26 protein-coding genes, 3 tRNA genes, 2 pseudogenes and 2 riboswitches are annotated in these 24,725 nt (G+C 60.0%); of the genes and pseudogenes, 15 read left to right on the plus strand and 16 right to left on the minus strand.

Annotated features, from left to right (window positions below; translation table 11 throughout):
• Positions 1-64 precede the first annotated feature (64 nt).
• The 3 genes from B5F94_RS04425 to B5F94_RS04430 all read left to right on the plus strand — a co-directional run bounded on the left by B5F94_RS04425 (position 65) and on the right by B5F94_RS04430 (position 1,156).
• A tRNA-Leu gene (locus tag B5F94_RS04425) sits at positions 65-150 on the plus strand.
• Positions 123-368, plus strand: a complete 246-nt coding sequence (locus B5F94_RS16150) for a hypothetical protein (RefSeq protein WP_143383243.1) — start codon at positions 123-125, stop codon at positions 366-368. The genes B5F94_RS04425 and B5F94_RS16150 overlap by 28 nt, the downstream gene beginning before the upstream one ends.
• On the plus strand, positions 365-1,156 hold the full coding sequence (locus B5F94_RS04430; RefSeq protein ID WP_087328121.1) for a TraX family protein: 792 nt from the start codon (positions 365-367) through the stop codon (positions 1,154-1,156). The genes B5F94_RS16150 and B5F94_RS04430 overlap by 4 nt, the downstream gene beginning before the upstream one ends.
• Before the next feature lie 140 nt (positions 1,157-1,296).
• Here B5F94_RS04430 and galT read toward each other — a convergent pair whose 3' ends face one another.
• From galT to B5F94_RS04455, 5 genes and pseudogenes are all read right to left on the minus strand, one after another.
• A complete protein-coding gene (gene galT, locus B5F94_RS04435; RefSeq protein WP_087328123.1) occupies positions 1,297-2,787 on the minus strand; it encodes a UDP-glucose--hexose-1-phosphate uridylyltransferase in 1,491 nt (496 codons plus the stop codon).
• A gap of 2 nt (positions 2,788-2,789) precedes the next feature.
• Positions 2,790-3,782, minus strand: coding sequence for a UDP-glucose 4-epimerase GalE (gene galE / locus B5F94_RS04440; protein WP_087328126.1), 993 nt, complete (start codon positions 3,780-3,782; stop codon positions 2,790-2,792).
• Positions 3,783-3,822: 40 nt separating this feature from the next.
• Positions 3,823-5,109, minus strand: a complete 1,287-nt coding sequence (locus B5F94_RS17020; RefSeq protein WP_087328129.1) for a galactokinase — start codon at positions 5,107-5,109, stop codon at positions 3,823-3,825.
• Positions 5,110-5,298: 189 nt separating this feature from the next.
• Positions 5,299-6,954: pseudogene (locus B5F94_RS04450) on the minus strand (galactoside ABC transporter permease).
• Positions 6,955-7,085: 131 nt separating this feature from the next.
• Positions 7,086-7,541: pseudogene (locus B5F94_RS04455) on the minus strand (ATP-binding cassette domain-containing protein); the annotation flags it as partial.
• Between the two features lie 26 nt (positions 7,542-7,567).
• On the opposite strand from B5F94_RS04455, the gene B5F94_RS04460 reads away from it, so the two are divergent.
• Entirely contained in the window at positions 7,568-7,759 is a 192-nt protein-coding gene (locus B5F94_RS04460) for an FCD domain-containing protein (RefSeq protein ID WP_158100254.1), read from the plus strand.
• 71 nt (positions 7,760-7,830) lie between these two features.
• Here the strand turns inward: B5F94_RS04460 and B5F94_RS04465 are convergent, their stop codons facing one another.
• The 5 genes from B5F94_RS04465 to B5F94_RS04485 form a co-directional block, all read right to left on the minus strand.
• Positions 7,831-8,481, minus strand: coding sequence for a YesL family protein (locus tag B5F94_RS04465; RefSeq protein WP_242965583.1), 651 nt, complete (start codon positions 8,479-8,481; stop codon positions 7,831-7,833).
• A gap of 74 nt (positions 8,482-8,555) precedes the next feature.
• On the minus strand, positions 8,556-9,689 hold the full coding sequence (locus B5F94_RS04470; protein ID WP_087328135.1) for a DUF4317 domain-containing protein: 1,134 nt from the start codon (positions 9,687-9,689) through the stop codon (positions 8,556-8,558).
• 241 nt (positions 9,690-9,930) lie between these two features.
• Positions 9,931-10,018 (minus strand) — tRNA-Leu (locus B5F94_RS04475).
• Between the two features lie 3 nt (positions 10,019-10,021).
• A tRNA-Leu gene (locus tag B5F94_RS04480) sits at positions 10,022-10,107 on the minus strand.
• Positions 10,108-10,193: 86 nt separating this feature from the next.
• On the minus strand, positions 10,194-10,727 hold the full coding sequence (locus B5F94_RS04485) for a DUF4364 family protein (protein ID WP_087187386.1): 534 nt from the start codon (positions 10,725-10,727) through the stop codon (positions 10,194-10,196).
• Between the two features lie 190 nt (positions 10,728-10,917).
• Between B5F94_RS04485 and B5F94_RS04490 the strand changes: the two genes are divergently transcribed.
• Entirely contained in the window at positions 10,918-12,012 is a 1,095-nt protein-coding gene (locus B5F94_RS04490; RefSeq protein WP_087328138.1) for a DUF3048 domain-containing protein, read from the plus strand.
• A 41-nt stretch (positions 12,013-12,053) separates the two neighbouring features.
• On the opposite strand, the gene gluQRS is transcribed toward B5F94_RS04490, so the two are convergent.
• Complete coding sequence (gene gluQRS, locus B5F94_RS04495; protein WP_087328143.1) at positions 12,054-12,998, minus strand: tRNA glutamyl-Q(34) synthetase GluQRS; 945 nt, start codon at positions 12,996-12,998, stop codon at positions 12,054-12,056.
• An 86-nt stretch (positions 12,999-13,084) separates the two neighbouring features.
• A riboswitch (molybdenum cofactor riboswitch) is annotated at positions 13,085-13,201 on the plus strand.
• A gap of 71 nt (positions 13,202-13,272) precedes the next feature.
• Here gluQRS and B5F94_RS04500 point away from each other — a divergent pair.
• From B5F94_RS04500 to B5F94_RS04545, 10 genes are all read left to right on the plus strand, one after another.
• A complete protein-coding gene (locus B5F94_RS04500; protein ID WP_087328146.1) occupies positions 13,273-14,298 on the plus strand; it encodes a molybdopterin-binding protein in 1,026 nt (341 codons plus the stop codon).
• Between the two features lie 2 nt (positions 14,299-14,300).
• On the plus strand, positions 14,301-15,497 hold the full coding sequence (gene glp, locus B5F94_RS04505; protein ID WP_087328150.1) for a molybdopterin molybdotransferase MoeA: 1,197 nt from the start codon (positions 14,301-14,303) through the stop codon (positions 15,495-15,497).
• A 32-nt stretch (positions 15,498-15,529) separates the two neighbouring features.
• Positions 15,530-16,009, plus strand: coding sequence for a cyclic pyranopterin monophosphate synthase MoaC (gene moaC, locus B5F94_RS04510; protein ID WP_087328153.1), 480 nt, complete (start codon positions 15,530-15,532; stop codon positions 16,007-16,009).
• Positions 15,996-16,505: a molybdopterin-guanine dinucleotide biosynthesis protein B gene (gene mobB / locus B5F94_RS04515; RefSeq protein WP_087328155.1), complete on the plus strand. Its 510-nt coding sequence runs from the start codon at positions 15,996-15,998 to the stop codon at positions 16,503-16,505. The genes moaC and mobB overlap by 14 nt, the downstream gene beginning before the upstream one ends.
• Positions 16,498-17,472 carry a GTP 3',8-cyclase MoaA gene (gene moaA, locus B5F94_RS04520; RefSeq protein WP_087328158.1) on the plus strand — a complete coding sequence of 325 codons (975 nt, stop codon included), beginning with the start codon at positions 16,498-16,500 and terminating at the stop codon, positions 17,470-17,472. Before mobB ends, moaA begins: the two co-directional genes overlap by 8 nt.
• A 4-nt stretch (positions 17,473-17,476) precedes the next feature.
• On the plus strand, positions 17,477-17,914 hold the full coding sequence (locus B5F94_RS04525) for an MOSC domain-containing protein (protein ID WP_087328161.1): 438 nt from the start codon (positions 17,477-17,479) through the stop codon (positions 17,912-17,914).
• Between the two features lie 2 nt (positions 17,915-17,916).
• Positions 17,917-18,402, plus strand: a complete 486-nt coding sequence (locus B5F94_RS04530) for a MogA/MoaB family molybdenum cofactor biosynthesis protein (RefSeq protein ID WP_087266307.1) — start codon at positions 17,917-17,919, stop codon at positions 18,400-18,402.
• Between the two features lie 3 nt (positions 18,403-18,405).
• A riboswitch (molybdenum cofactor riboswitch) is annotated at positions 18,406-18,524 on the plus strand.
• Entirely contained in the window at positions 18,517-19,383 is an 867-nt protein-coding gene (gene modA, locus B5F94_RS04535) for a molybdate ABC transporter substrate-binding protein (RefSeq protein ID WP_087328163.1), read from the plus strand. (Overlaps the previous riboswitch by 8 nt.)
• Before the next feature lie 55 nt (positions 19,384-19,438).
• Positions 19,439-20,137 (plus strand): molybdate ABC transporter permease subunit, encoded by a 699-nt coding sequence (modB, locus tag B5F94_RS04540; RefSeq protein ID WP_087328271.1) that lies wholly within the window; start codon positions 19,439-19,441, stop codon positions 20,135-20,137.
• The gene (locus tag B5F94_RS04545; protein ID WP_087328166.1) at positions 20,137-21,192 is read left to right on the plus strand and encodes a sulfate/molybdate ABC transporter ATP-binding protein; all 1,056 of its coding nucleotides are present in this window, start codon (positions 20,137-20,139) and stop codon (positions 21,190-21,192) included. Before modB ends, B5F94_RS04545 begins: the two co-directional genes overlap by 1 nt.
• 40 nt (positions 21,193-21,232) lie before the next feature.
• Here the strand turns inward: B5F94_RS04545 and B5F94_RS04550 are convergent, their stop codons facing one another.
• The 5 genes from B5F94_RS04550 to rpmE all read right to left on the minus strand — a co-directional run bounded on the left by B5F94_RS04550 (position 21,233) and on the right by rpmE (position 24,600).
• Entirely contained in the window at positions 21,233-21,862 is a 630-nt protein-coding gene (locus B5F94_RS04550) for a YigZ family protein (protein ID WP_087328168.1), read from the minus strand.
• Entirely contained in the window at positions 21,859-22,392 is a 534-nt protein-coding gene (locus B5F94_RS04555) for a GNAT family N-acetyltransferase (protein ID WP_087328170.1), read from the minus strand. The genes B5F94_RS04550 and B5F94_RS04555 overlap by 4 nt, the downstream gene beginning before the upstream one ends.
• A gap of 13 nt (positions 22,393-22,405) precedes the next feature.
• Positions 22,406-23,698: a GTPase HflX gene (gene hflX, locus B5F94_RS04560; RefSeq protein ID WP_087328173.1), complete on the minus strand. Its 1,293-nt coding sequence runs from the start codon at positions 23,696-23,698 to the stop codon at positions 22,406-22,408.
• Between the two features lie 34 nt (positions 23,699-23,732).
• Positions 23,733-24,236 carry a flavin reductase family protein gene (locus B5F94_RS04565; RefSeq protein WP_087328176.1) on the minus strand — a complete coding sequence of 168 codons (504 nt, stop codon included), beginning with the start codon at positions 24,234-24,236 and terminating at the stop codon, positions 23,733-23,735.
• A gap of 160 nt (positions 24,237-24,396) precedes the next feature.
• Positions 24,397-24,600 carry a 50S ribosomal protein L31 gene (gene rpmE / locus B5F94_RS04570; RefSeq protein WP_087328273.1) on the minus strand — a complete coding sequence of 68 codons (204 nt, stop codon included), beginning with the start codon at positions 24,598-24,600 and terminating at the stop codon, positions 24,397-24,399.
• Positions 24,601-24,725 lie beyond the last annotated feature (125 nt).

Below are 24,725 nucleotides of genomic sequence, written 5' to 3' on the forward strand. Positions count from 1 at the left end.
CGATTACAGGGCTTGCCATCTGTCCGCAATTCGTGTATAATACCATCCAGACCGCATATAGGACGCCGGTGTGATGGAATGGTAGACGTGACGGATTCAAAATCCGTTGGTGGCAACACCGTGTGGGTTCGAGTCCCACCACCGGCACCACGTCGGAGCAAAGTTCGCTTTGCTCCGACGTCTTTTTATGCCCGTGGCAAAAAAAGAAGTCATCTGCCCGCTCCCTTGCTCCTCCTTTCCAAATCGAACCCGCTCCGCTGGGCTGCGGTTTGATTTTTACCGCTTTATCAGAAATTTTTAATAATTTTTGTTTCAATATGTGGTATCATTTGCAAAAATTAAAGTTCATTCAAGGAGAAGGAAAATGATTGCCAACCAGCTTACGCGCTCCAGGGACGCAGCAGATCACGGGATATCCTTAAACACACTGAAATACATTGCAATTTTGGCAATGACCATCGACCATATCGCCTTTGCATTTGTACCCCTGGGCACGCCTCTGGCCATTCTTATGCATACCATTGGAAGAATAACAGGCCCCATTATGTTCTTTTCCGCCGTGGAGGGGTACCATCATACAAGCAATATCCGCAGATATATCCTTCGCTTGGCTGTATTTGCAATCATCAGCTGGCTCCCGTTTTTGTATTTTAAGTACGGCGGCGACCTGTCGGGTGCTCCAGTTATGCGTCCAAATGTGATCTACACCATTCTTTTAGGTGTATTGGCCATACACATCCGCAGGAATGCACATCTAAAAAATCCGGTCCTCAAAACACTTTTAATTTTGGCTCTGATCATTCTCTGTGTTCCGGCGGATTGGGGCTGTACAGGCATTATAATCATCCTTGTTTTGGATTACTTCTATACGAACTTTAAACACCAGGCATTTGCATACTGTATGGTAGTTCTGCTCAATATGGAGATACTTACCATGCTTACAAGTCCCTTCTTCTCCCTGTTTTATGACCACACTTTTTATATTGATACAGAATATTACTTATACTCGCTCCAAAATATCGGGGCATTCATTCCCATCATCCTGCTTTCTTTCTATAAAGGACAGCACGGGTCAAAAAGCAGCTTCTCAAAATGGTTTTTCTACATCTTTTACCCGCTTCACCTTTTGGTGCTGGGATTTCTGCAAACACTCTGAGAAAAATGCGGGAACAGCGCAGATGCTGTTCCCGCACAGTTTATAAAGAAATAAAATTTGTACCAGAAAAATCCTTCGACGCACTGATCCCCCGGCGCTGGTCGCGCCGGGGGATCTCAGTGATATGAAGTTAAACTGCCTTACACCTGGCTCAGGAAACGGAGGAAGGCCTCCTTCCCCTCCGGGGTACGGGCATAGACGCCGGCGTGCTCCAGCACCTTGGCAAACACCAGGCCGGTCTCGTGGTAGACCACGTCCAGGGCGTTGTCCGGGGTGACCCGGGCGGCAAAGCCCTCCGCCCAGCTTGCGTGGGATGCGGTCAGCGGGTCGGAGCGCAGGTCGCCGCCCTGTGCCAGCTTGTCCGCCACCGCCGCCAGTTCAGTCTTGAGCCGGGCAGGCAGTACCGCCAGGCCCATGACCTCGATGAGGCCGATGTTCTCCTTCTTGATGTGGTGGAGCTCGGCATGGGGGTGATAGACGCCCAGGGGATGCTCCTCGGTGGTGATGTTGTTGCGCAGCACCAGGTCCAGCTCGTAGTCGCTCCCCCGCCGCCGGGCGATGGGGGTAATGGTGTTGTGAGGCTCACCGTCGGTCTCGGCGTAGATGAAAGCGCTCTCATCGGTATAGCCCCGCCAGCTGGTCAGGATGCGGTCGGCCAGGTCAATGAGCCGCTGGGGATCGGCACAGGTAAGGCGCACCACCGACATGGGCCACTTGACAATGCCGGCCTGCACATCCTCATAGCCCGGGAAGGTGAAGGGGGTCTCCACCGGTGCTTTCTCCATGGCGAAGGTATAGCGGCCGCCCTGGAAATGGTCGTGGGCCAGGATGGAGCCGCCTACAATGGGCAGGTCGGCGTTGGACCCCACGAAGTAGTGGGGGAACTGACCCACGAAGTCCAGCAGCTTGCCGAAGCAGGCCTTGTCGATCTTCATGGGGGTATGGACACTGTTCAGGCAGATACAGTGCTCATTGTAATACACATAGGGAGAATACTGCAAAAACCAGGGAGAACCGTTAATGGTAATGGGCACAATGCGGTGGTTCTGGCGGGCGGGATGGTTTACCCGTCCGGCATAGCCCTCATTCTCGGCACACAGCTGGCACCGGGGATAGGCGGAAGCAGGCAGGTTGCGGGCCGCCGCAATGGCCTTGGGGTCCTTCTCCGGCTTGGACAGATTGATGGTGATGTCCAGCTCGCCATACTCGGTCTGGGCCTTCCACTGCACGTCCTTGGCAATGCGGTCCCGGCGGATATAGTTGGTGTCCTGGCTGAATTTATAGTACCAATCGGTAGCCGCCTTGGGGTCCTGACGGAACAGGTCGTTGAAGGTGTCAATGACCTGGGCGGGACGAGGCGTAAGGGCACCCATAAGCCGGGTGTCAAACAGGTCCCGGTAAGTTACGGTGTCCTCGGGCAGCATTCCCCGGGCACAGGCGTCGTCGGTAAGGGCGCCCAGAATGACGGGCAACTCCTCCTCCCCTACCTGTCCCACTTCCGGCAGGGCGCAGCTGTCTACCCGCAGGATGTCCAGCAGGGTGTTTACTGCCCAGATCTGCTCCTCGGGCCGGACAAGACCCTTCTCCACGGCGTAGGACACCAGCTTGGCAATAGCCTGGTCACGCTCCATGCTCAGCCCTCCTCAAAGCCGTTGGGATGGCTCTTATGCCAGGCCCAGGCAGAGGCCACGATGGTGTTCAGGTCGTTGTACTGAGGCTTCCAGCCCAGCACCTTGATGGCCTTCTCCGAAGAGGCGATGAGCTGAGCGGGATCGCCCGCCCGGCGAGGAGCCATTTTGGCGGGGATGGGGTGTCCGGTAACTGCCCGGGCCACGTCCACTACTTCCTTTACGGTAAAGCCCACGCCGTTGCCCAGGTTGAACACGTTGTTCTCCCCGCCCTTGAGCAGGTAATCCAGAGCCAGAATATGGGCCTGAGCCAGGTCGGTGACATGGATATAATCCCGGATGCAGGTGCCGTCCTTGGTGGGATAGTCGTCGCCAAAGACGCTGACCGCCTCTCGCTGTCCCAGGGGCACCTGGAGAATGATGGGGATCAGGTGGGTCTCAGGATTGTGGGCCTCGCCGATCTGGCCGGAGATATGGGCACCGCAGGCGTTGAAGTAGCGCAGGGCCACGTATTTCAGGCCGTGGGCCTTGGAAACCCAGCTCATCATGTGCTCCATGGACAGCTTGGTCTCGCCGTAGCAGTTGGTGGGCACAGTACGGTCGTCCTCCAGGATGGGCACCCGCTCCGGCTCACCGTAGGTGGCGGCGGTGGAAGAGAATACGATCTTGTCCACGCCGTGGGCCACCATGGACTGGAGCAGCACCATGGTGCCATAGAGATTATTGTCATAGTACTTCAGAGGATCGGACATGGACTCGCCCACCTGGGAGGAGGCGGCAAAGTGGATGACGCCCTCAATGTCCTCTGCCTGGAACAGGGTATCCAGAGCCCCCCGGTCCCGGATGTCCAGCTGATAGAATCTTGCCTTGGGATGGACTGCAGCCTTGAAACCAGTCTGCAGGTTGTCGGCCACCACCACGTCCCGGCCGGCGTCAATCAGTTCATATACCGTATGGGAGCCGATGTAACCGGCTCCGCCCAATACCAAAATCGCCATTATTCAGACGCGCTCCTTTCACATCACTTTATGCACTTGCTCAGGGCCAGAGAACGGTGCCGCCTACAGGGCGGATGGACAGCACATGACAGCTGCCGTCACCCAGGCAGGCCTCCACCTGCTTGCGGAAACGCTCCAGCAGATCCAGCGGCACAAAGGCCTGGATGGTACCGGCAAAGCCGCCGCCGTGAACCCGGCAAGCGCCCCGGCCGGACAGAGCCCGCTCCGCCACGGTGAGCGCCACCGCCATGGCCTGCTCCTTCACCGCGCCCATGGGAGTAATATTCTGGAGCAGATCCCAGGAGGAACGGCCCGACTGTTTCACCACTTCCAGGAAGGTATCCATATCTCCCTGCTCCAGGGCGTCGGCCTCCAGCTTCACCCGCTTGTCGTCGGCAAAGAAGTGGAGGGCACGGAGCACCGCCCGGTCCCCTACCGCCTTCCGCAGCTGGGGCAGGGCCTGGATCACCTGATCCTCCTCCACTCCCCGCAGCACCTGCTTACCGAAGTAGGCCGCCACAGCCCCCATCTCCTGAGGCACCGCAGCGTACTCAGCCGTCAGGTCGGCGTGGCTGGCCCCCGAGTCAATGATACACAGGGCATAGCCCAGGCCGGCCAAATCCACCGCCACCGTCCGCACCACAGGGGCGGCAGGGTCAGCAAAATCGATGGCCACCGCGCCGCCCACGGAGGAAGCTGTCTGGTCCATCAGGCCGCTGGGCTTACCGAAGTAAATGTTCTCTGCCTTCTGGCCCATCTGGGCAATTGTCACCGGGTCCAGCTCGTCCCGGCAGAACAGATGATTCTCGATGACACCCAGCAGCACCTCGCAGGCCGCCGAGGAGGACAGGCCGGAGCCGGGCAGCACCTCAGAGGTGGCATATACATCAAAGCCGGATACAGGATAGCCCCGCTGGGCAGCCTGCGCCGCCATACCCCGGACCAGAGAAGCAGTGGACTCTTTCTCCTCCTCCTTGGGCTCCAGGGTGTCCAGGTTCACCTCCACCAGGGGCCAGCCCTCAGACTGGAACCGGATGGTGTTGGTGCCGTTGGGGGCGGCGCAAGCCAAAAAGTCCAGGTCCACCGCGCCGGCCAGCACCCGGCCGTGCTGATGATCGGTATGGTTGCCGCAGATCTCGGTGCGGCCCGGGGCGGAGCACAGAGTCACAGGTGTGTTCTCCCCCGCCCCAAAGGTCTTTTGAAACCCATCCAGCAGATCCGCCACCCGTTTCCGGCCGGCGGTAAGGTCATGACACAGCAGGCCCTTCAGTGGGCCATCCAGCTCCCCTGCGTTCAGTGCGTTACGCACAGCGCCCAGTTCTTGCATGGTTCTTCTCTCCTTTTGCGTCCCGGACAGAGCGGGCAGACCCCACTCCTCGGGCTGTTTCTTTCATCATAGCACATTCCGCCCTCAAATCCAATCCCTGACAGAGCGGTGTACAAAGAAAAACCGCTGCAAAGCAGAGCGGTCCCCCGCGTCTGCCTTGCAGCGGCTTCGCGCTTTTGCTTGATGGAATTACTTCTTCTGCACGTACTTCAGGCAGTCCAGCATAACAGCCACGAGGATGATGATGCCGGAGAACACGAACTGCAGGTTGGTGTCGATGCCCAGAGTGGTCAGAGAGTAGGTCAGGGCGGTGAAGATGAACACGCCCACCACACAGCCGGAGATCTTACCGATACCACCGGTGAAGGAGATGCCGCCCACCACGCAGGCCGCGATGGCATCCATTTCCCAGCCCTGGCCATAAGCGGCGGAGCCGGAACCGGTCATGCGCAGGCACTCCAGCCAGGAACCGAAGCCGTAGAGCACACCGGCCAGGACGAAGGCGCCCACAGTGACCTTGAACACGGAGATACCGGAAACCGCGGCGGCCTCAGGGTTGCCACCCACGGCGTACAGGTTCTTACCAAAGGTGGTCTTGTTCCAGATGAACCACACCACGGCTACCGCCGCAACAGCCCACAGGATGATGGTGGGGAAGCTGCCGATCCGGGGGATGATCATCTTGGGAATGCTGGAATCAATGGCGCCGAAAGAAACGCCCTTGGTGGAATAAGTCACCAGGCCGAAGATGACCAGCATATTGGCCATGGTGGAAATGAAGGGGTGCATTTTGAATTTTGCGGTAAAGAAACCGGCGATGGTGGTGAAGATGGTGCACAGCACGATGCAGACCACCAGAGCCAGGAACACCCGGACGATGACCGGCATACCGGTGAAGTCAAAGATATGACCGAACACAGAGCCGGTGTTGATGCCCTGGTGCATGACGATGGTTGCAGCCGTCATGCCCATACCAACCATACGGCCGATGGACAGGTCGGTGCCGGCCAGCAGGATCAAGCCGGCCACGCCCAGAGCCAGGAACATTCTGGGGGACGCCTGCTGCAGAATGTTAAGGATGTTGTTCACAGTCAGCAGCTGGACATTCTTGACGATGGGGGTGATGATACAAAGAGCAATGAAGATGATGATGATGGCGATGTACAGGCCGTTTCTCAGCAGGAAGTCACGGCGGTTGAAGGTGTACTTGTAGTTCTCCCACTTCTGAGACATGGTCTCTCCGAAGGTGAACTTACTCATCCGCAGCATATCGATCAGGTGGAACTTGTGATCGAAGGCGGCATGGCGGCGGTCCTTGACCTCCTGCAGATCCTTGGTCCGCTTCATCTTGGCGTCAAACAAGCGGTTCTTGTGGACGTATTTCTCGTCCTTGATCTCGTGGGGATCGCTCAGCTTGGAGAGGGTCGCCTGATGCTCCTTGTTGAGCTGATCCACCGCTGCGGCGTAATTGGTCAGGGCCTGCTGCTTCTCTTCTTTGCAGCTGGCGGTGACCGCCTGATAATAGTCGGTGTCAAAGTGTGCTTTCAGATAGGCCTCGGCATCGCCAATCAGCTTGGAAACCTGCTCCTTGTTCTTGGCCTCCACCTCTTTGGCCTTTGCCAGCTCTGCCTGATACTCCTTCAGCTTGGCAGCCTTCTCCTGGGCCGTATAGATCTTATCCCGCTTCAGGCTGTCAATGCTATTCTGAATGTCGATAACCTTGTCTGTGCCGTCCGCCCGCAGGGCGTCGATCTATGCCTGGATCTTACCGACATACTCGTCAATAGGCTGACGCAGTTTTTCCTCCTGCTCAGCCGTCAGAATTTTCGAATTATTTGCTACCATAAGCAATTTCTCCCACTATAATGTCGCTCAGATCATCCGCTGTACGGGTGATCTGCGGGGCCTTACCATATCATGGCGTTCAGCCTTTGTTGCAATACACACAAAGCACGTATGCTTTGTCCCCTCCACCATTACAGGTACTTTGCACTCAAGCGCAAAAGCTCCTCCTGATTGGTCTCCTTGGTGTTCACGATACCGGACAGGTGTCCGTTGGACATCACGCCGATCCGGTTGGTGATGCCCAGAATCTCGGGCATTTCGGAAGAGACCACGATGATGGTCTTTCCCTGCTTGGCCATTTGAATGATCAGCTCATAGATCTCATACTTGGCGCCCACGTCGATGCCGCGGGTAGGCTCGTCCATCATAAATACCTGGGGCTCCCGCTCCAGCCACTTGCCGAAGATGACCTTCTGCTGGTTACCGCCGGACAGGCTGGTAATCATGTCGTCCGGTCCCATGCACTTGGTGTGCATGACCTTGATCTCCTTGTTGGTGGCCTTCACCATCTTGGGCGTGGACAGAGCCACACCGGACTTGTACTGCTGCAGGTTGGCAATGGTGGTGTTAAAGGTAAGGTCACACTTATGCCTCCCAGCTGATGCGCAGTCTGGTGGACTATCTGAAGCTGATCCGCATCACCGCATGGCGCCCCCTGCGCTATCAGGTGAGCAATCAGGAGCATATCGCCATTCTGGACTCCATTCTTCAGCAGCAGCAGGAAACTGCCTGCCAGCTGCTCACCGAGCACATCCAACTCTCCTATCAGGAGGCCATCAATACCATGATGCACTCCTCCCTCTGACGCAAAAAAGCCGCGCCGGCTTCCCTCGTGGAAGCCGGCGCGGCTTTTTCATTGATAATTGACATATTCATTTACATTTCATCTTCGTCGTCCTCTTCATCGTCCACGTCCGGCTGCTGCTCCTTGATATAGGGCCGGAAAATCCGCTCCAGCAGAAAGGCGTGCAGACAAGTCACGATAGTGGGCAGCAACATAACCAGAATGGGCACATTAGAGCATACGATGAGGGCGACAAAAGCGATCACCGCCATCAGCACGGTGCTGGGCAAGTGTGCGATGGCCAGCTTGCCGCAGTTGATCAGCAGCCCGCTGACCTGAAAGGTAAACCGGGAGAGCACCGGAAAGAGGTAGCAGATAAAGCCGATGGGCAGTAGCAGAAAGACCCGGTAGGCAAAAAACAGCGTATAGCCCACATCGTCCGTCAGGGCCATCTGATAGAGCACCTCGTGGAGGATGACCAGCACCGCCATCAGCGGGACTATCACCAGGCTGGTCAGTGCACCCACCTTGAAATTTTGCTTGAAGGTACGGAAAAACAGGACCCAGCTGTTGCGCTCATCGCCCAGGATACAGCGTACCACCGTGTTGTAGAGCGCGGTGGTGGCTGGCCCCAGCGTCACCAGGGGAATGGAACACACCAGCCAAAACACACTCAAAATCACCAGATCGGCTATCTTTTCCGTCAGGCGGTAGATACCGTGCTCCGGGTTAAAGATTCCCATGGCAATGCCTCCCTGCAAAAGTCGATACCTGATTCTACTCTATTTTTCAAAAAGATGCAATTCCCAGCTTGTGGTCAGCCGTCGATGTGGATGGGCACCCCGTTGACCTCCACTTCCCCTTCCGCCGGAATGAGGATGTACTTTTTCCCGTTGATAGAGCGGGTCTCCACCAGGGCGCTGTACTCCGGGGACACCTTGATGGTTACGTCGGGCATGGAGACCTGGACCTGCTTGGCATCCACCAGGTTCCGGGGACTGAGCCGGGTCTCCGCTCCAAAGCTGTCGTCGTAGCGGCTGTCAAAGGCGTTTACATGACTCTCGGACACGCCGCAGGACAGCAGCACACACTTCACCGCCCCCTTAGACACCATCAGAGGCTCCTCTTCCTTATTCTCCTTGTGCTCCTCTACCAGCTCCCGCAGCTGGTCATGGACCGCCTGGACCACGTCGTAGCTGCACTCCTCCCCCAAAGTCTCCCCCAGAATGGACTGGAAGGTCTCCTTCTGAGCCTGGGCGGGCATGGGGATGGGAGAGGCAAATACCGCCTGGGCAAAATTCTCGTGGTTCTCCCCCACGTCTCGATTGTAGTACAACGCGTCATAAAGGTTGGTGGTACGATCGTCAAAGGCGGGAAACAGGAAACCCACCTCCGGCGGGGACACCAGCCAGTCAGCCTGGCGGTTATAGAAGCGGCTCTCCCGGGCCTGGAAACTGAGGGCGGGCTTGGTCTGCTTCACCGGGCAGATGCTGCACAGAATGTAGGAATAGACCTCCTCGGAGGCGTCCTTCTGGGTCTCGCCGTCCTTGGCCCGGTAGGGTACGTCGTACCGGTCATGAGCCAGCAGGATCAGATAGCTGCCTTCCAGATCCAGGCTGTCGATGGCCTTCTGGAAAAAGGCCTGGACAGCTTCCTCATCCCCCAGACCAGAATCCCGCAGGGCCATGAGCAGCTTGTGCTCCTCCCCCTCCGCCACCTGCTTGGTGGCAAAGCTGATGTCGATCAGGTTGCGGTCAATGCCGCCGGAAAGGGTGCGGCGCAGAATGGCCAGCAGCTTTTCGCTCTCCTCCTCGCTCATCAGCGCCAGGGACTGGTTAAACTGAGAGACGATCTCCTTCTTTTCGTTGACGTAGCAGCCCCGCACATGGGTGATGGCACTCTTGTCCGCCTTGAACCGGCGGCGCAGCTCCCCTACTTCCTTTTCATTCATGGTCCTGGTCCTCCATTTCCGGGATAATGGCGGCCCATCTTGCATCGGGCCGTATCAATGTCTTTCATTTCTTGCAGTATTTAAAACCGGCCCTTTGGGCCGTCGGCGCTTTTGCGCCGTACGAGCGTTTTGGGCTGTCAGCCCAAAAACTCGGCGCAGGGGCAATTCACTTGCCCCGAGCATTTTGATTTCTTGAGGTATCCAAAAAAGAAGGACATCCTTTACGGATGTCCTTCTTTTTTGGTGCGCGAGGCGGGACTTGAACCCGCACGTGCGTAATGCACACTAGAACCTGAATCTAGCGAGTCTGCCAATTCCACCACTCGCGCATATGGTGCGGATGACGGGACTCGAACCCGTACGGCCGTGGGCCACTAGCACCTCAAGCTAGCCAGTCTACCAGTTCCAGCACATCCGCAAAACACAGCCCCGTCAAAAGACTGCTCGGTTATTATAGCGCCCCGACCAGGCTTTGTCAACACTTATTTTTTCTTTCCCGGGAAATTATCGATTTTTCTCCCACTCCAGCAGGGCAGTGATCACATCGTTGTACACCCGCTCCGGCTCCTCCTTGAAGCCCTTGGCCATCCGCTGGGCCTGCTCCCGGGTACCGCAGAACAGCTCCAGCGTGAACAGATTTCCCTTGTCATCGTCCAACTCCATCTTCACCGTGCTGCCCCCCTCCGGCCGGTCCTCCACATGGGCGCGCACCTGTGCATTGCGCCGGAGGATGCCGTTGATCCGGGCCAGATTGACACCGCACTTCTGCTTGACGGTGTAGGGCAGGCTGCTCTCACAGGCGGCGCCGTTGGAACGTCCCTTGTCGGTGATGGCGTACAGGTCGTTCTCCAGGGTCAGGTGCCCGGTTTCCACCAGTTCGGAGACCGCCTCGGCAAACTCGAAGTAGTCCACCCCATCATCGCACATGGTCAGGTCAGTAAGGGCGTGAAAATCGATGGGAGATGCCACCCGTGCCATAATGTAGAGGATCAGGAACTTGATATCCAGTTTGTCGTGGATAAAACCGTGACGTGCCATGGAGTTCTCCTTTCCGAAGCGCTTGCCGCTTACTAATCATTATACCCAAGCCCGAGTAAAATCACAAGTGCAATTTCCCGGCTGCGGCCACCTTGACGGGAACCTGTCCCACAGAGTATGATAAAGGTACCACACTGCGGAGCCCCGGCCCCCACGGCGGGCGCCCGGCAAGAAAACGGAGGATACCGTCATGGGAAAAAAACTGCTGCCCCTGCTGCTTACGCTGCCCCTGCTGCTCTCCGCCTGCGGTGGGTCTCCGGAACCGGAGGACTCCCCCGCGCCGCCCACTTCCTCCGCCCCCGTGGTGGAAAGTGTTACGCCCACACCCACCGAGACCCCTTATGACGGTCCCCTCAACCCACTCACCGGCCTGCCCATGGGCGAAGAGTGGGTCAACCGCCGGCCGGTGGCCATCATGCTCAACAACCTGAAGCAGGCCCTCCCCCAGCTGGGCCAGTCTCAGGCTGATATCATCTATGAGATTCCCGCCGAGGGCGGCATCACCCGAATGGTTGGCGTCTATCAGTCCCTGGACGGAGTGGGCACCATCGGCTCTATCCGCTCCGCCCGTCCCTACTATCTGGAGGTTGCCCTGGGCCACGACGCCGTGTTCCTCCATGCCGGCGGCAGCGAGGACGCCTACAGCAAAATCAAGACCTGGGGCGTCACCGCCTTGGACGCGGTACGAGGCCCCTATCTGGGCAACACCGAAAACAGCAACCTGATGTGGCGTGACCCGGTGCGCAAGCAAAGCTACAGCCTGGAGCACACGGTGGTCACCACCGGCCAGTCCATCATGGGCCGGCTGCCCACCTACAACATCCGTCTGGACCATAAGGACGGCTACGTCTATGAGATGAACTTCGCTGAGGACGGTACTCCCGCCGACGGCGTGGACGCCACCCAGATCACCGTTCCCGTCTCCAGCTACAAGACCGGCCGTTTTGTCTACAATGAGAACACCGGTAAGTACGGTGTAGAGGAGTACGGCGCGGCCTACATAGACGGCAACACCCAGCAGCAGGTAGAGGTCACCAACGTAGTCATTATCAAGACCGCCTGCCGCAACACCGGCGACTATCTGGGCCACATCACCGTGGACCTGTCCAGCGGCGGCAAGGGCTATTTTGCCTGCGGCGGCAAAATCACCGAGCTGACCTGGAGCAAGCAGGCCCCCAGCGGCCAGTTCTATTATGAGGATGCCGACGGCAACCCCATCACCTTCGGCGTGGGCAACACCTATGTGTGCGTGGTCCCCACCGACTGCAACGTGAGTTTCTCCTAAAGATAGAAAGGACGCCGCGGCAATATGCCGCGGCGTCCTTTTTACAGTTGGTCGGGATGGACCACAATATCCTCCGCCGGGACTTTCGCCCAGTCAAAGTCCTTGGCCAGCTCCGCCGGACGCACCGGCTCCGGCTTGTCCAGCTGCCCGGCCCAGAAGGCCAGCAGGCCGGTCAGCCCCTCCGGGGTGAACCGCTGCCGCAGGGCCCCCATATCCAGGTCCCGCTCCCGTTTGGACAGCCGTCTGCCGTCGGGGGCCAGCAGCAGAGGCACGTGGCAGAACTCCGGCGGGGTCAGTCCCAACAGCTCGTAGAGATAGATCTGCCGGGGGGTGGAATCCAGCAGATCCCGCCCCCGCACCACCTGATTGATCTCCATGGCCCCGTCGTCGTATACCACCGCCAGCTGGTAGGCATACACCCCGTCAGACCGGCGCACAATGAAGTCTCCGCAGTCTTTGAGCAGGTTTTCGGTATAGGCTCCTTGCAGTTTATCTGTAAAGCTAATATTCCTGTCAGGCACCATCAAACGCCAGGCGGGACAACGTTTTTCACCCAATTCCGCCCGCTCTTTCTCTGTCAAGCGTCTACACTTGCCACCATAGATCACCTGTCCGTCGCTCCTGTGGGGCGCTGAGGCAGCCAGCCGCTCCGCCCGAGTGCAGAAGCAGGGGTAGATCAGCCCTCTTTTCTCCAGATCTCGGAAGGCGTCCGCATACAATTCTGTACGGTCACTTTGGGTATAGGGTCCATGAGGTCCTCCGGTCTGATAACCCTCGTCCCAGTCCAGACCCAGCCAGCGCAGATCGTCGGCCAGCTGATCGGCGTATTCCGCCCGGCACCGATCCGGATCCAGGTCCTCCATCCGCAGCACCATAGTCCCCCCGGCGGAGCGCACCGATAACCAGGCCAGCAGCCCGGAAAACAGATTGCCCAGGTGCATCCGCCCGCTGGGACTGGGGGCAAACCGTCCCCGCAGCTCTCTCATGCTCCTCTCCCCTTTCTTTCTGTAGTGTACCACACCCGCGCCACCTTGGCCATTGCAATCTAACAAAAAATGTGGTATGCTGATGAAAATTGAGTGTGCTCCGAGCGGAACCGCCTAAGGGCCCGGCCTATGGCGTACCGCCAGGGTCGTTCTGGAAACGGCACGGCCTTCCGTCTTTGAAAAGGAGTCTCTTTCACAGGGGGGTATTGTACCCTTCTGTCCAGAGGTACCGGATCGGACGGTACCTCTTTTTGTTTACTAGGAGGAACAGATGATGAAACTGATCGATACCCGCGACGCGGTGGGCCATGTGCTCTGCCACGACCTGACTCAGATCATTCGTGGCGTTACCAAGGACGCCCGGTTCCGCAAGGGCCATGTGGTCACCGAGGAGGATATCCCGGTGCTGCTGAGCATGGGCAAGGAGCACCTCTATGTGTGGGAGCGCCAGCCCGGGATGCTCCATGAGGACGAGGCCGCCCTCCGCCTTCAGGCCCTGTGCCAGAATGAGCATATGCACGGCACCGACGTGAAGGAGGGCAAGATCGAGCTCATCGCCGACATCGACGGCCTGTTTCAGGTGGATGTAGAGCGGCTCAACGCCCTCGACGGTGAGGACGAGATCATGATCGCCACCCGCCACACCAACACCGCCGTTCACAAGGGGGACAAGCTGGCGGGCACCCGCATTATCCCTCTGGTCATCGCCGAGGACAAGCTACGGCAGGTGGAGGAGCGAGCCGGCACCGGTCCCATCCTCTCCCTCACGCCCTGGAAGCTGAAAACCTGCGGCCTCATCACCACCGGCAGCGAGGTGGCCAAGGGCCTCATTGAGGATACCTTTACCCCCGTCATCATCGACAAGCTGGCCGCCTACGGCATTGAAGTCACCCAGCACTGCCTCCCCGGCGACGACATGGCCGCCATCACCGCCGCCGCCCTGGACTACAAGGCCAAGGGAGTGGACCTGATCCTGTGCACCGGCGGCATGAGCGTGGACCCGGACGACAAGACCCCCAAGGCCATCAAGGACACCGGCGCGGACATCGTGTCCTACGGCGCCCCAGTGCTGCCCGGCGCCATGTTCCTGCTGGGCTACTTTGCCGACGGCACCCCTATTATGGGCCTGCCCGGCTGCGTCATGTACGCCAAGGCCACCGTGTTTGACCTGGTACTCCCCCGCATCGCCGCCGGGGTACGGGTCAGCCGGGCCGATCTGAAAGCCCTGGGCCACGGCGGGCTGTGTCTGGGCTGTCCCGAGTGCCACTACCCCATCTGCCCCTTCGGCAAGGGGTGCTGACCATGGTCACCGGCATTTCGCTGGAACAGGCAGTTGAGCTGATGACCGGGGGGCTGTCCCCGCTGGGATCGGAGACACTGCCCGCCCTTCAGGCTCTGGGCCGTACCCTGGCATCTGACGTAACTGCCCCTGTTGACCAGCCACCTTTTGACCGCTCCCCTCTGGACGGCTATGCTCTCCGCTCTGCTGACATCGCCGGGGCGGACCGGGACCACCCCATCTGTCTGCCGGTGGTAGATACCCTGTATGCGGGAGATGAAGCAAAATCCCCTCTTCTGCCCGGACAGGCCATCCGCATCATGACGGGAGCCATGCTGCCCCAAGGCTGTGACTGCGTACTCCGCCAGGAGGACACTGATCTGGGTAACCCGGTAAGAATCTACGCCTCCCTCCCCCCTTATAAAAATTATGTCTATCAGGGTGAGGACTACCGGACAGGCAGCCTGCTGCTCCCGGCAGGCACCCGGCTGGATGCCGCCGCCCTTGGCGTACTGGCCAGCGCCGGTATCACAGAGGTAGCCGTGCGACGCAGGCCCAAAGTGGGGCTGCTCACCACCGGGGACGAAGTGGTGGAGGCCGGGCAGCCCCTCCCTCCCGGGAAGATCTACGGCTCCAACGGGGCTCTTCTCACCGCCCGGCTGACGGAGCTTGGCATACCTTCTCTTTGCCGCCATGCCGCCGACTCCCCCGCCGCTGTGGCGAAAGCTATGGAAGGAATGCTGGCGGACTGCGACCTGCTCATCAGCACCGGCGGCGTGTCAGTGGGTGACAAGGATATCTTTCACCAAGCCCTCCCCCTGCTGGGGGCGGAGCGGGTATTTTGGAAGGTGGACCTGAAGCCGGGCACCCCGGCTATGTTCTCCCGGTATAAGGGCAAGCCGATCCTGTCTCTGTCGGGCAATCCCTTTGCCGCTTTCACCACCTTTGAACTGTTGGCTCAGCCCCTGCTGGCCGCGCTGGCAGGAGAGCCCCACCTGCTCCCCCGGCGGCAGCAGGCCGTCCTGACCACCCCCTATGACAAGCCCAGTCCCCGGCGTCGTTTTCTCCGGGGCAGATATGAGGAGGGTCAGGTAACCCTGCCGGTGGGTCACTCCTCCGGCCAGCTGGCCTCCCTGGTGGGGTGCAACTGTTTGGTGGAGCTGCCGGCAGGCACTCCACCGGTGGAGGCTGGACAGGCCATCCAGGTGTGGCTGCTGTGAGCACCTGATATCGATTCTATAAGGAGGTTATTATGGAACCTGCTTTCAATCATTTTGACGAGGCCGGCAACGCCATTATGGTGGATGTGACCGGCAAGGAGCCCACCTATCGCACAGCGGTGGCCGAGGGCACCATCAAAGTCACCCCGCCCATTCTGGCGGCTATCACCGGACGCACCGCCGCCAAAGGCGACGTGCTGGGTGTGGCCCGGGTAGCGGGCATTATGGCCGCCAAGCGCACCTGGGAGCTGATCCCTCTGTGCCATCCCCTGCTGCTCAGCCACCTGTCGGTGGATTTCGAAATTCTGGAAGAGGCCTGCGCCGTGCGGGCCACCTGCACCGTCAAGCTCTCCGGCAAAACCGGCGTGGAAATGGAGGCCCTCACCGGCGTCTCTGTAGCCCTGCTTACCATCTACGATATGTGTAAGGCCCTGGACAAGGGGATGGAATTGGGCGACATCCATCTGGTCCACAAGGAAGGCGGCAAGTCGGGGGTGTATGACCGTGGCTAAGCCCCTGGTGGTGGCGGTATCCGGAGTGAAAAACTCCGGCAAAACCACCCTCATAGAAGCCATGCTCCCCCTGCTGGAGGAGTCGGGCCTCACCGTGGCAGTGGTCAAGCACGATGGCCACTCTTTTGACGCAGACCCGCCCGGTACCGATACCGGCCGCTTTATGGCCGCTGGTGCGGCAGGCACCGCCATCTTTGACGGGGAAAAGTTTAAGATCGTGAAGAAGCAGCCTGTAACAGAGGACTTCCTCATCACGCAATTCCCTGAAGCGGATCTGATCCTGCTGGAGGGCTTCAAGCACACCGGCTGGCCCAAGCTGGAGGTGGTACGGAAGGGCAACTCGGAGGAACCGGTGTCCGACCCGGCCACCCTGCTGGCTCTGGTCACCGATCTGCCTCTGGAGGTACCCGACGTACCGGTGCTGCCCCTGGACCAGCCCCATGAGGCGGTTCGCTTTCTGCTCCGTCTGGTAAAGGAGGATGGCGGCCATGCTTGACCAATTTGGACGAAACATCCGCTATCTACGGGTGTCGGTCACCGACCGGTGCAATCTGCGCTGCCGCTACTGTATGCCCGAGGAGGGTGTGGAGTGGGTGGACCACAGCGCCATCCTTACCTATGAGCAGATCATCCGCCTAGTGCGTCTGTCCGCCTCTCTGGGGGTGGAAAAGGTGCGCCTCACCGGCGGCGAGCCCCTGGTACGCAAGGGTCTGGCCAATCTGGTGCAGGAGTTAAAGGCCATCGACGGCATCCGTACCGTCAGCCTCACCACCAACGGAATACTGCTGGCCGACCAACTACCCGAACTTTTGAAGGCCGGCTTGGATGGGGTGAACCTCAGCCTGGACACCCTGGATCGGGCCCAGTTCGCCTCCCTCACCCGGCGAGACGAGCTGCCCCGGGCCCTGGAGGGGCTGGAAGCCGCTCTGGCTGCACCGAACCTCACCGTCAAGGTCAACTGTGTCCCCTCCGGCGGCAATGACGCCCAACTGGTGCCTCTGGCTGCCCTGGCAAAGGACCGGGACCTGACCGTCCGCTTCATCGAGCTGATGCCCATTGGCCTGGGAGACACCCTCACTCGCCGCACCGAGGAGGAGGTGCTACGGCAGCTGGAGACCGCCTTCGGCCTCGCCCTTCCTTGCCCCTCCGATGCTCTGGGCGGGCCCAGCCGGAATGTGACCTTTCCCGGCTTTCAGGGCAAGGTGGGCTTTATTAGTGCGGTGTCCCATCAGTTCTGTCAAAGCTGCAACCGGGTGCGGCTCACTGCCACCGGTTTTCTCAAGACCTGTCTGCAATACGACCACGGGGTGGATCTGAAGGCTCTGCTGGACGCTGGCGCCGACGATACGGCCCTGCAAACTGCCATGGCAGACGCTATCAACCACAAACCCGCCAGCCACCACTTCGGCGGACAGCGGGAGGCGGCCGACGAGGGCCGCAACATGAATCAAATTGGAGGATAATACCATGGGCAAAGTGATCGCTGTCTGTGTCAGTGAACAGAAGGGCACCCAGAAGAAGAATGTGGGCTCCGCCCAGTTCGTGGAGGACTGGGGCATCCAGGGAGACGCCCACGCCGGCAAGTGGCACCGTCAGGTGTCCCTGCTCTCTCATGAGCAGGTGGAGGCCTTCCGGGCCAGAGGCGCCGTGGTGGATGACGGCGCTTTTGGGGAAAACCTGGTGGTGGAGGGCTACGACTTCAAGGCCCTGCCCATCGGTACCAAATTCAAGTGCAACGACGTGGTGTTGGAGCTGACCCAGGTGGGCAAGCAGTGCCACGCCCACTGTGAGATCTACAAGGTCATGGGCGACTGCATTATGCCCCGGGAGGGCGTGTTTACCAAGGTGCTCCATGGGGGCACCATCTCGGTGGGGGATGACCTTACCATCGTGGAGGAGGGCTGAATATGCGGGTAGCCATCATCACCCTCAGCGACTCCGGCTATGCCGGACAGCGGGAGGACAAGAGCGGTCCCGTGATCCGGGAAATGGTGGAGGCGGCAGGTTATGAGGTGGTCCACACCGCCCTGCTGCCCGACGGGCTGGAGCCGCTGGGCGGCGAGCTAAAGCGGTTGTGCGACAACGATCTGGCCGACCTGGTCCTCACCACCGGCGGCACCGGCTTCTCCCCCACTGATCTCACCCCGGAAGCCACCCTAGCGGTCACCGAGCGCCCCGCCCCCGGCATTGCCGAGGCCATGCGGTGGCAGTCCCTCCAGATCACCCCCCGGGCCATGCTGAGCAGGGCGGCGGCGGGCATCCGCAAACAGACCCTCATGGTCAACCTGCCCGGCAGTCCCAAGGCGGTGCGGGAGTGCCTGGAGTTCATTCTTCCCTCTCTGGCCCACGGCCTGGAGATTTTAAGGGGGACTACGGGTAACTGCGCCCGTTAAGATAAGTCCTGAATTCTTCGAGCCCGTAACGCCTAAAACCTTTGATGTCATGGCGGCGGGCCGGGGCGCTCCTGGAAACGGGATCGCCTACCATTTTGTAAAGGAGAATGCAGTATGAAAAAAATCGTATCCCTGGTCCTGTCCCTATCATTGATCCTGGCGTTAGCCGCCTGCGGCGGCAATTCCGGTGCCGCCCAGAGCCCCGCTCAGAACAGCGAGACTCCCACCCCCGCTCAGTCCGAAGAGGTGGAAGTGGTGGTGTTCGCCGCCGCCTCCATGGAGGCCACACTCACTCAGATCGCCGACCTGTACAAAGAGGTGGCTCCCAACGTGAAGCTCACCTTCACCTTTGACTCCTCCGGCACCCTCAAGACCCAGATCGAAGAGGGCGCTGTGTGCGACCTGTTTATCTCCGCCGCTCAGAAGCAGATGAACCAGCTGGACAGCACCGATACCACCGGCACCAATGAGGGGCTGGACTTCGTGCAGTCCGACACCCGCATCAACTTTGTGGAGAATAAGGTGGTGCTGGCGGTACCCGACGACAACCCCAAGGACATCCAGTCCTTCTCCGATCTGGCCACCGACAAGCTGTCCCTGCTCTGCCTGGGCAACGACGACGTGCCCGTGGGGGCCTACTCCCTCCAGATTCTGGACACCCTGGGCATCGACATCGCCGCCCTGGAGGACGCCGGCAAGGTGACCTACGCCTCCAACGTATCCGAGGTGGCCAATCAGGTAAAGGAGGGCGCTGTTGACTGCGGCATCATCTACGCCACCGACGCCTTTACCTATGAGCTCAACGTAGTGGATCAGGCCACCGCCGAGATGTGCGATCAGGTCATCTACCCCGCCGCCGTCACGAAATGCGGCGGCAGCGAGGCCAGCCAGGCCGCTGCCCAGGCTTTCCTGGACTATCTGCACACCAATGCCGGCGCCATCGCCGTGCTGGAGGGTGTGGGCTTTACCGTCATCCAGTAAAAATAGGGGCCTGCCGCACAGCGGCAGGCCTATTTGATCAGGCAGGTGATTGGTTCTGGATCTCTATCCCCTTTTGAATTCCCTGCGCATTGCCGCCATTTCCACGGTGCTTATCTTCTTCCTGGGCATTCTGGCGGCCTACTATGTGGCCAAGCTGCCCCGGCTGGTGAAGGGTGTGCTGGACGTGGTCCTCACCCTCCCTCTGGTCCTCCCCCCCACCGTGGTGGGCTATTTCCTGCTGCGGCTGCTGGGCCCCAAGCGGACCATCGGCCTGTGGTTCCTGGAGGTCTTTGACCTGCGGCTGACCATGGTATGGTACTCGGCCATCTTCGCCTCGGCAGTGGTGGCCTTTCCTCTGATGTACCGCACTGCCCGGGGAGCCTTCGAGTCCTTCGACGTGACTCTGGCCCACGCCGCCCGCACCCTGGGCAAGTCCAATACCTGGATTTTCTGGCGGGTCATGATGCCCTACTGCAAGCAGGGCATCATCGCAGGCACCGTGCTGTCCTTCGCCCGTGCTCTGGGCGAATACGGCGCCACCGCCATGATTGCCGGGTACACCCCCGGTAAGACGGCTACCATCTCCACCACGGTGTACCAGCTGTGGCGCACTGGCGACGACGCCGGAGCCATGCAGTGGGTGCTCATCAACCTGGCCATCTCCGCCGTGGTGCTGCTGTGTGTCAATATGTTGGAGAAAAAGGACCGCAGGCCCCGCCGCCGGGCCGCTCCTGTCTCCGGGGAGGTGGAGTGATGCGGTTACAGGTTAACATTCACAAAGACTTCGGTAAATTCCAGCTGGACTGCTCCTTTGAAACGGAAAGCGGCCAGGTCACCGGCCTGCTGGGAGCCTCCGGCTGCGGCAAGAGCCTCACCCTCAAGTGCATCGCTGGCATCAAAAAACCCGACCGGGGCCGCATTGTGCTGGATGACAAGGTACTCTTTGACTCGGAGCAACACATCGACCTGCCCCCCCAGAAGCGGCGGGTAGGCTATCTCTTTCAAAACTATGCCCTCTTCCCCAACATGACGGTGGCACAGAACATTGCCGTGGGGGTACAGGACAAATCCTCCAGAAAAGAGACGGTAAACCGTCTGATCTCCTCCTTCTCCCTGGAGGGGCAGGAGCACAAATACCCCCGTCAGCTGTCCGGCGGCCAGCAGCAGCGGGTGGCCCTGGCCCGTATCCTGGCCAGTCAACCAGAGGTACTGCTGTTGGACGAGCCCTTCTCCGCCCTGGACAGCTATCTGAAATGGCAGGTGGAACTGGAGCTGGCCGACATTCTCGCCGCCTTCTCCGGGCCGGTATTTTTCGTCACCCACAACCGGGACGAGGTACAGCGGCTGTGCCAGCAGGTGTGTGTACTGGACAATGGCCGCTCCCAGGCCATGATGCCGGTACATGAACTCTTTGAGGCTCCCCGCACCCTGTCGGCCTGTCTGCTGTCCGGCTGCAAGAATGTGTCCCGTGCCAAGGCCACAGCGGACGGCAAAGTAGAGGCTCTGGACTGGGGCGTAACTCTGAACCCAGGCCAACCGCTGCCGGAGGGACTGACCCACATCGGCGTCCGGGCCCACTACATCAGGCCGGTGGAGGGCCCCGGCCCCAACGCACTCCCCTGCCGGGTGGAGCGGGTGGTGGAAAACGTGTTCTCCACGGTGGTCATGCTGACCACTCCCGGCGGCAGCCAGGGCTTCTCCCGGCTGCGCATCGAACTGGAGAAGGAGCGCTGGGCCGCTCTGGCCCGGCGCGACCCTCTGTGGCTGGAACTGCCCTCCAAAGACCTGCTGCTGCTGACCAGCAAATAAAAAGCGTCCCCACGGCGTTGCCGTGGGGACGCTTTTGCTTTTATTTGATGGGTACTGCCCGGAAGGCTTCTCCCAAAGTCATGGGAGCCACACCTCCTGCAGTCATCTCGGTGAGCCGGGCGGCGAAAGCCTCGGTGTTCTCCTCGGGCAGCAGCACATGGACGGTAACGTCGGCGGCGTACTCACTCTCACCCAATACGCCGCTCTGGGCCTCCGCCTCCTGGCGCACCCGCTCGAAGAAGGAGTAGGGGCAGGTCACCGCCGTCTCTACCCACCGGCGCACCACCGAGATCCCGGCGGCATCCAGAGCGTCCTTGGCACTCTGGGTGTAGGCCCGCACCAGGCCGCCCGCCCCCAGCAGCACCCCGCCGAAGTAACGGGTCACCACGCAGCACACGTTGGTGACCTCTTCCCGCTGAAACACGTTGAGCATGGGCTGTCCGGCGGTGCCCTGGGGCTCTCCGTCGTCGGAGTACCGCTCCACGCCGCCTTCCTTGATGCGGTAGCACCAGCAGTTGTGGCGAGCGTCGTAGTACTTCTTCTTCATGGCCTCGATGTAACCCCGGGCCTCCTCCTCGCTCTCCACCGGCCAGACATGGCCGATGAACCGGGAGCGCTTCTCCACAAATTCGGTCTCTGAGGGGGCAGTGGGAATGTAGTATTCGGTCATCTGGCCTCCCACTCCCTTCTGGTAATGGCAAAATAGTGAGCCAGCCGGGTCTCATTCAGCTGCTCCACCGGCTCCACCCGGCTGAGGCGGTAGGTCATGCCGCACTTCTGCATCACCCGCTTGGATTTGCGGTTGCCATCGTAGTAAGCGGCCCAGATGGCGGCATAGCCCAGGTCCACAAAGGAGTGGCGGAGGATGGCCTCCACCGCCTCAGGGATCAGCCCCTGGCCCCAGCAGTCCCGGGCCAGAGAGTAGCCCACCTCTTCGCTGGGGGTGCCCAGCTCAGTGCGATGCTTGCCCACAAACCCGGCGGAGCCGATAAGCCGCCCATCGGACTTCCGGATCACCGCCAGAGTGTCAGAGGGCAGGAAGATCTCCCGGATTACCCGTAAGCTCTCCGCCTCGTCGGCGTGGGGCTTCCACCCCGCCCAAGGCCCTACCTCCGGGTGGCTGGCATAGGCATACAAATTGGCCGCGTCCTCCTCGGTAAAGGGACGCAGAATCAGGCGCTCGGTCTCCAGTGGTCTCATGGTGTTGCCCTCCTTAATCCTCCCAAAACTCCTTGGGGGGCGTCCAGCCGGACACGATATAATCCTTAAGACGGCCCAGCTGAATGGGTGTGCACACGGCCTCTACCTCGATGGTCTCGCCGTAGTCCACCCGCTCCACCTTGGCCTCCCGGTGAAGCAGATCCACAATACCGCCCTTGTCATAGGGGATGTGGAGCACCACCCGGTGGGCGCCGGTGTCCAGCCGGTCGCCGATCTTGCTGAGCAGCTCGTCCAGTCCCTGGCCGGTTTTGGCAGAGATGGACACGATGTCCTCCCCGTGGGGCAAAATCTCGCTGGGGCAGCGGTCGATCTTGTTGAATACGTCGATACGGGGAGTCTGCTCGGCGCCCAGCTCACAGATCAGTTTCTCCACCACCTCGGCCTGCTCCCGCCACTCCGGGTTGGAGGTGTCGATGACGTGAAGCAGCAGATCGGCGTAGGACAGCTCCTCCAGGGTGGCCTTGAAGGCCTCCACCAGATGGTGGGGCAGCTTGCGGATGAAGCCTACTGTGTCGCTGAGAAGCACCGTACAGGTATCGGAAATCTCCAGAGTGCGGGTGGTAGTGTCCAGGGTGTCGAACAGCCGGTTGTTGGCGGGGATATCCGAGCCGGTCAGCTTGTTGAGCAAAGTAGACTTGCCCGCGTTGGTGTAGCCCACAATGGCCACCACCGGCACCTCGTTCTTCTCCCGGCGGGAGCGCTGGGTGGAGCGCACCCGCCGCACCTGGTCCAGCTCCTCCCGCAGCTTCTGGATCTTTCTGCGGATGTGCCGCCGGTCGGTCTCCAGCTGGGTCTCGCCGGGGCCGCGGGTGCCGATGGCGCCCTCCTGCCGCTCCAGGTGGGTCCACATACCCAGCAGACGGGGCAGCAGATACTGATACTGGGCCAGCTCCACCTGGAGTCGGCCCTCCTTGGTGCGGGCCCGCTGGGCGAAGATGTCCAGGATGAGGGCCGCACGGTCCAGCACCTGGACCTTCAGGTCCTCGGACAGGGCACGCTGCTGGGAGGGGGACAGGGGGTTGTCCACGATGACCATGTCGGCCCCCATGGCGTCCACCAGCTCCTTCACCTCCGCCACCTTGCCCTCGCCGATGAAGGTACGGGGATCGGGGGTGTCCTTGTTCTGAAACACGGTGCCCACACACACGCCGCCCGCCGTCTCCAGCAGGTCGGCCAGTTCCTCCATGGAGGAGTCGTCGGCATTTTCCTCCCGGGACAGGCAGTGGGCGTTGAGGCCCACCAGCACTGCCCGGTTGATGGCTTTTTTCTCTTGGTTTTCTGTCATGTGTCCTCCGATGGGCGCAGGACGCGCCCCTACATTATACTTTCCGCAAGACCTCCAGGATCTCGCCGATGAAGATGCGGTGATAATCCTTTTCGGGATACCACTTGCTATCAATTTCCCCGTCCAGGAAGTGGGTGGGGTCCATATCCTGCCAGTAGGCCTTCTTGCACACCAGCACCAGGTCGGCCTCCTCAAAGTAAGGGGCGCCCTCTTCCGTGGCAACCGTGAAGCCGCACTCCTTCACCTTATCCACATCCCGGCCGCTCTTGGAGCCGCACAGAGCCAGAGCCTTCCGGTATGCTTCCCCAAAGAAGCACAGGGTGAAGGTGTCTTCCCGCTCCACAAATTCCAGGGTGTACCGCTGGGGCCGGATGTATACGGTAGCCACCGGCTTGCCCCACAGCACGCCCAGGCCGCCCCAGCTGGCGGTCATGGTGTTGCACGCTTCCTTGGTGCCGGCGGTAATGAGCATCCACTGATCCCCGATCAGGGAAAAGACGTTTTGATTCAACGCCTTGGGGTCGATTTTTTCAAACATGGCGCGCACCTCCTGTTGTCTCTGCTCTATTATATGTGTCTTTTCGAAAAAAAGAAAGATGCTGTTCTTGCCGGGGACGGGTATTCGCCGGTGCCAACAGGTGCAGCACCAATAGAAAAAAGGCCCGTACCGAAACCGGTACGGGCCCTCACATACGAACTTACTTGTCCAGGCCGAACTTCTTGTTGAAGCGGCTGACACGTCCGCCAGTATCCACCATCTTCTGCTTGCCAGTAAAGAAGGGGTGACACTTGGAGCAAACTTCCACGCGGATGTCCTTCTTGGTAGAGCCGGTCTCGATCACATTACCACAGGCACACTTGATGGTGGTCTGCTCGTAGTTGGGATGGATGCCTTCCTTCATTGTTGTGTTCACCTCTTTCTCGTTCCGGATGAAGCGGCGCAGCAAACCTCCACGCCTTATAAACGCTAGAATATAATAGCACAAAGCCTGGTGGATTGCAACAGTTTTTTTCAGAAATTTTCAAA

It is taken from the genome of Flavonifractor sp. An4 (assembly GCF_002161755.1).
Lineage (GTDB): Bacteria > Bacillota > Clostridia > Oscillospirales > Oscillospiraceae > Flavonifractor > Flavonifractor avicola.

Excerpts from the sequence above, each read along its gene's own strand:
- B5F94_RS04430 (WP_087328121.1), top strand. The coding sequence starts at position 365 with ATGATTGCCAACCAGCTTACGCGCTCCAGGGACGCAGCAGATCACGGG.
- galT (WP_087328123.1), bottom strand. The coding sequence starts at position 2,787 with ATGGAGCGTGACCAGGCTATTGCCAAGCTGGTGTCCTACGCCGTGGAG.
- galE (WP_087328126.1), bottom strand. The coding sequence starts at position 3,782 with ATGGCGATTTTGGTATTGGGCGGAGCCGGTTACATCGGCTCCCATACG.
- B5F94_RS17020 (WP_087328129.1), bottom strand. The coding sequence starts at position 5,109 with ATGCAAGAACTGGGCGCTGTGCGTAACGCACTGAACGCAGGGGAGCTG.
- B5F94_RS04465 (WP_242965583.1), bottom strand. The coding sequence starts at position 8,481 with ATGGGAATCTTTAACCCGGAGCACGGTATCTACCGCCTGACGGAAAAG.
- B5F94_RS04470 (WP_087328135.1), bottom strand. The coding sequence starts at position 9,689 with ATGAATGAAAAGGAAGTAGGGGAGCTGCGCCGCCGGTTCAAGGCGGAC.
- B5F94_RS04485 (WP_087187386.1), bottom strand. The coding sequence starts at position 10,727 with ATGGCACGTCACGGTTTTATCCACGACAAACTGGATATCAAGTTCCTG.
- B5F94_RS04490 (WP_087328138.1), top strand. The coding sequence starts at position 10,918 with ATGGGAAAAAAACTGCTGCCCCTGCTGCTTACGCTGCCCCTGCTGCTC.
- gluQRS (WP_087328143.1), bottom strand. The coding sequence starts at position 12,998 with ATGAGAGAGCTGCGGGGACGGTTTGCCCCCAGTCCCAGCGGGCGGATG.
- B5F94_RS04500 (WP_087328146.1), top strand. The coding sequence starts at position 13,273 with ATGAAACTGATCGATACCCGCGACGCGGTGGGCCATGTGCTCTGCCAC.
- glp (WP_087328150.1), top strand. The coding sequence starts at position 14,301 with ATGGTCACCGGCATTTCGCTGGAACAGGCAGTTGAGCTGATGACCGGG.
- moaC (WP_087328153.1), top strand. The coding sequence starts at position 15,530 with ATGGAACCTGCTTTCAATCATTTTGACGAGGCCGGCAACGCCATTATG.
- mobB (WP_087328155.1), top strand. The coding sequence starts at position 15,996 with ATGACCGTGGCTAAGCCCCTGGTGGTGGCGGTATCCGGAGTGAAAAAC.
- moaA (WP_087328158.1), top strand. The coding sequence starts at position 16,498 with ATGCTTGACCAATTTGGACGAAACATCCGCTATCTACGGGTGTCGGTC.
- B5F94_RS04525 (WP_087328161.1), top strand. The coding sequence starts at position 17,477 with ATGGGCAAAGTGATCGCTGTCTGTGTCAGTGAACAGAAGGGCACCCAG.
- B5F94_RS04530 (WP_087266307.1), top strand. The coding sequence starts at position 17,917 with ATGCGGGTAGCCATCATCACCCTCAGCGACTCCGGCTATGCCGGACAG.
- modA (WP_087328163.1), top strand. The coding sequence starts at position 18,517 with ATGAAAAAAATCGTATCCCTGGTCCTGTCCCTATCATTGATCCTGGCG.
- B5F94_RS04545 (WP_087328166.1), top strand. The coding sequence starts at position 20,137 with ATGCGGTTACAGGTTAACATTCACAAAGACTTCGGTAAATTCCAGCTG.
- B5F94_RS04550 (WP_087328168.1), bottom strand. The coding sequence starts at position 21,862 with ATGACCGAATACTACATTCCCACTGCCCCCTCAGAGACCGAATTTGTG.
- B5F94_RS04555 (WP_087328170.1), bottom strand. The coding sequence starts at position 22,392 with ATGAGACCACTGGAGACCGAGCGCCTGATTCTGCGTCCCTTTACCGAG.
- hflX (WP_087328173.1), bottom strand. The coding sequence starts at position 23,698 with ATGACAGAAAACCAAGAGAAAAAAGCCATCAACCGGGCAGTGCTGGTG.
- B5F94_RS04565 (WP_087328176.1), bottom strand. The coding sequence starts at position 24,236 with ATGTTTGAAAAAATCGACCCCAAGGCGTTGAATCAAAACGTCTTTTCC.
- rpmE (WP_087328273.1), bottom strand. The coding sequence starts at position 24,600 with ATGAAGGAAGGCATCCATCCCAACTACGAGCAGACCACCATCAAGTGT.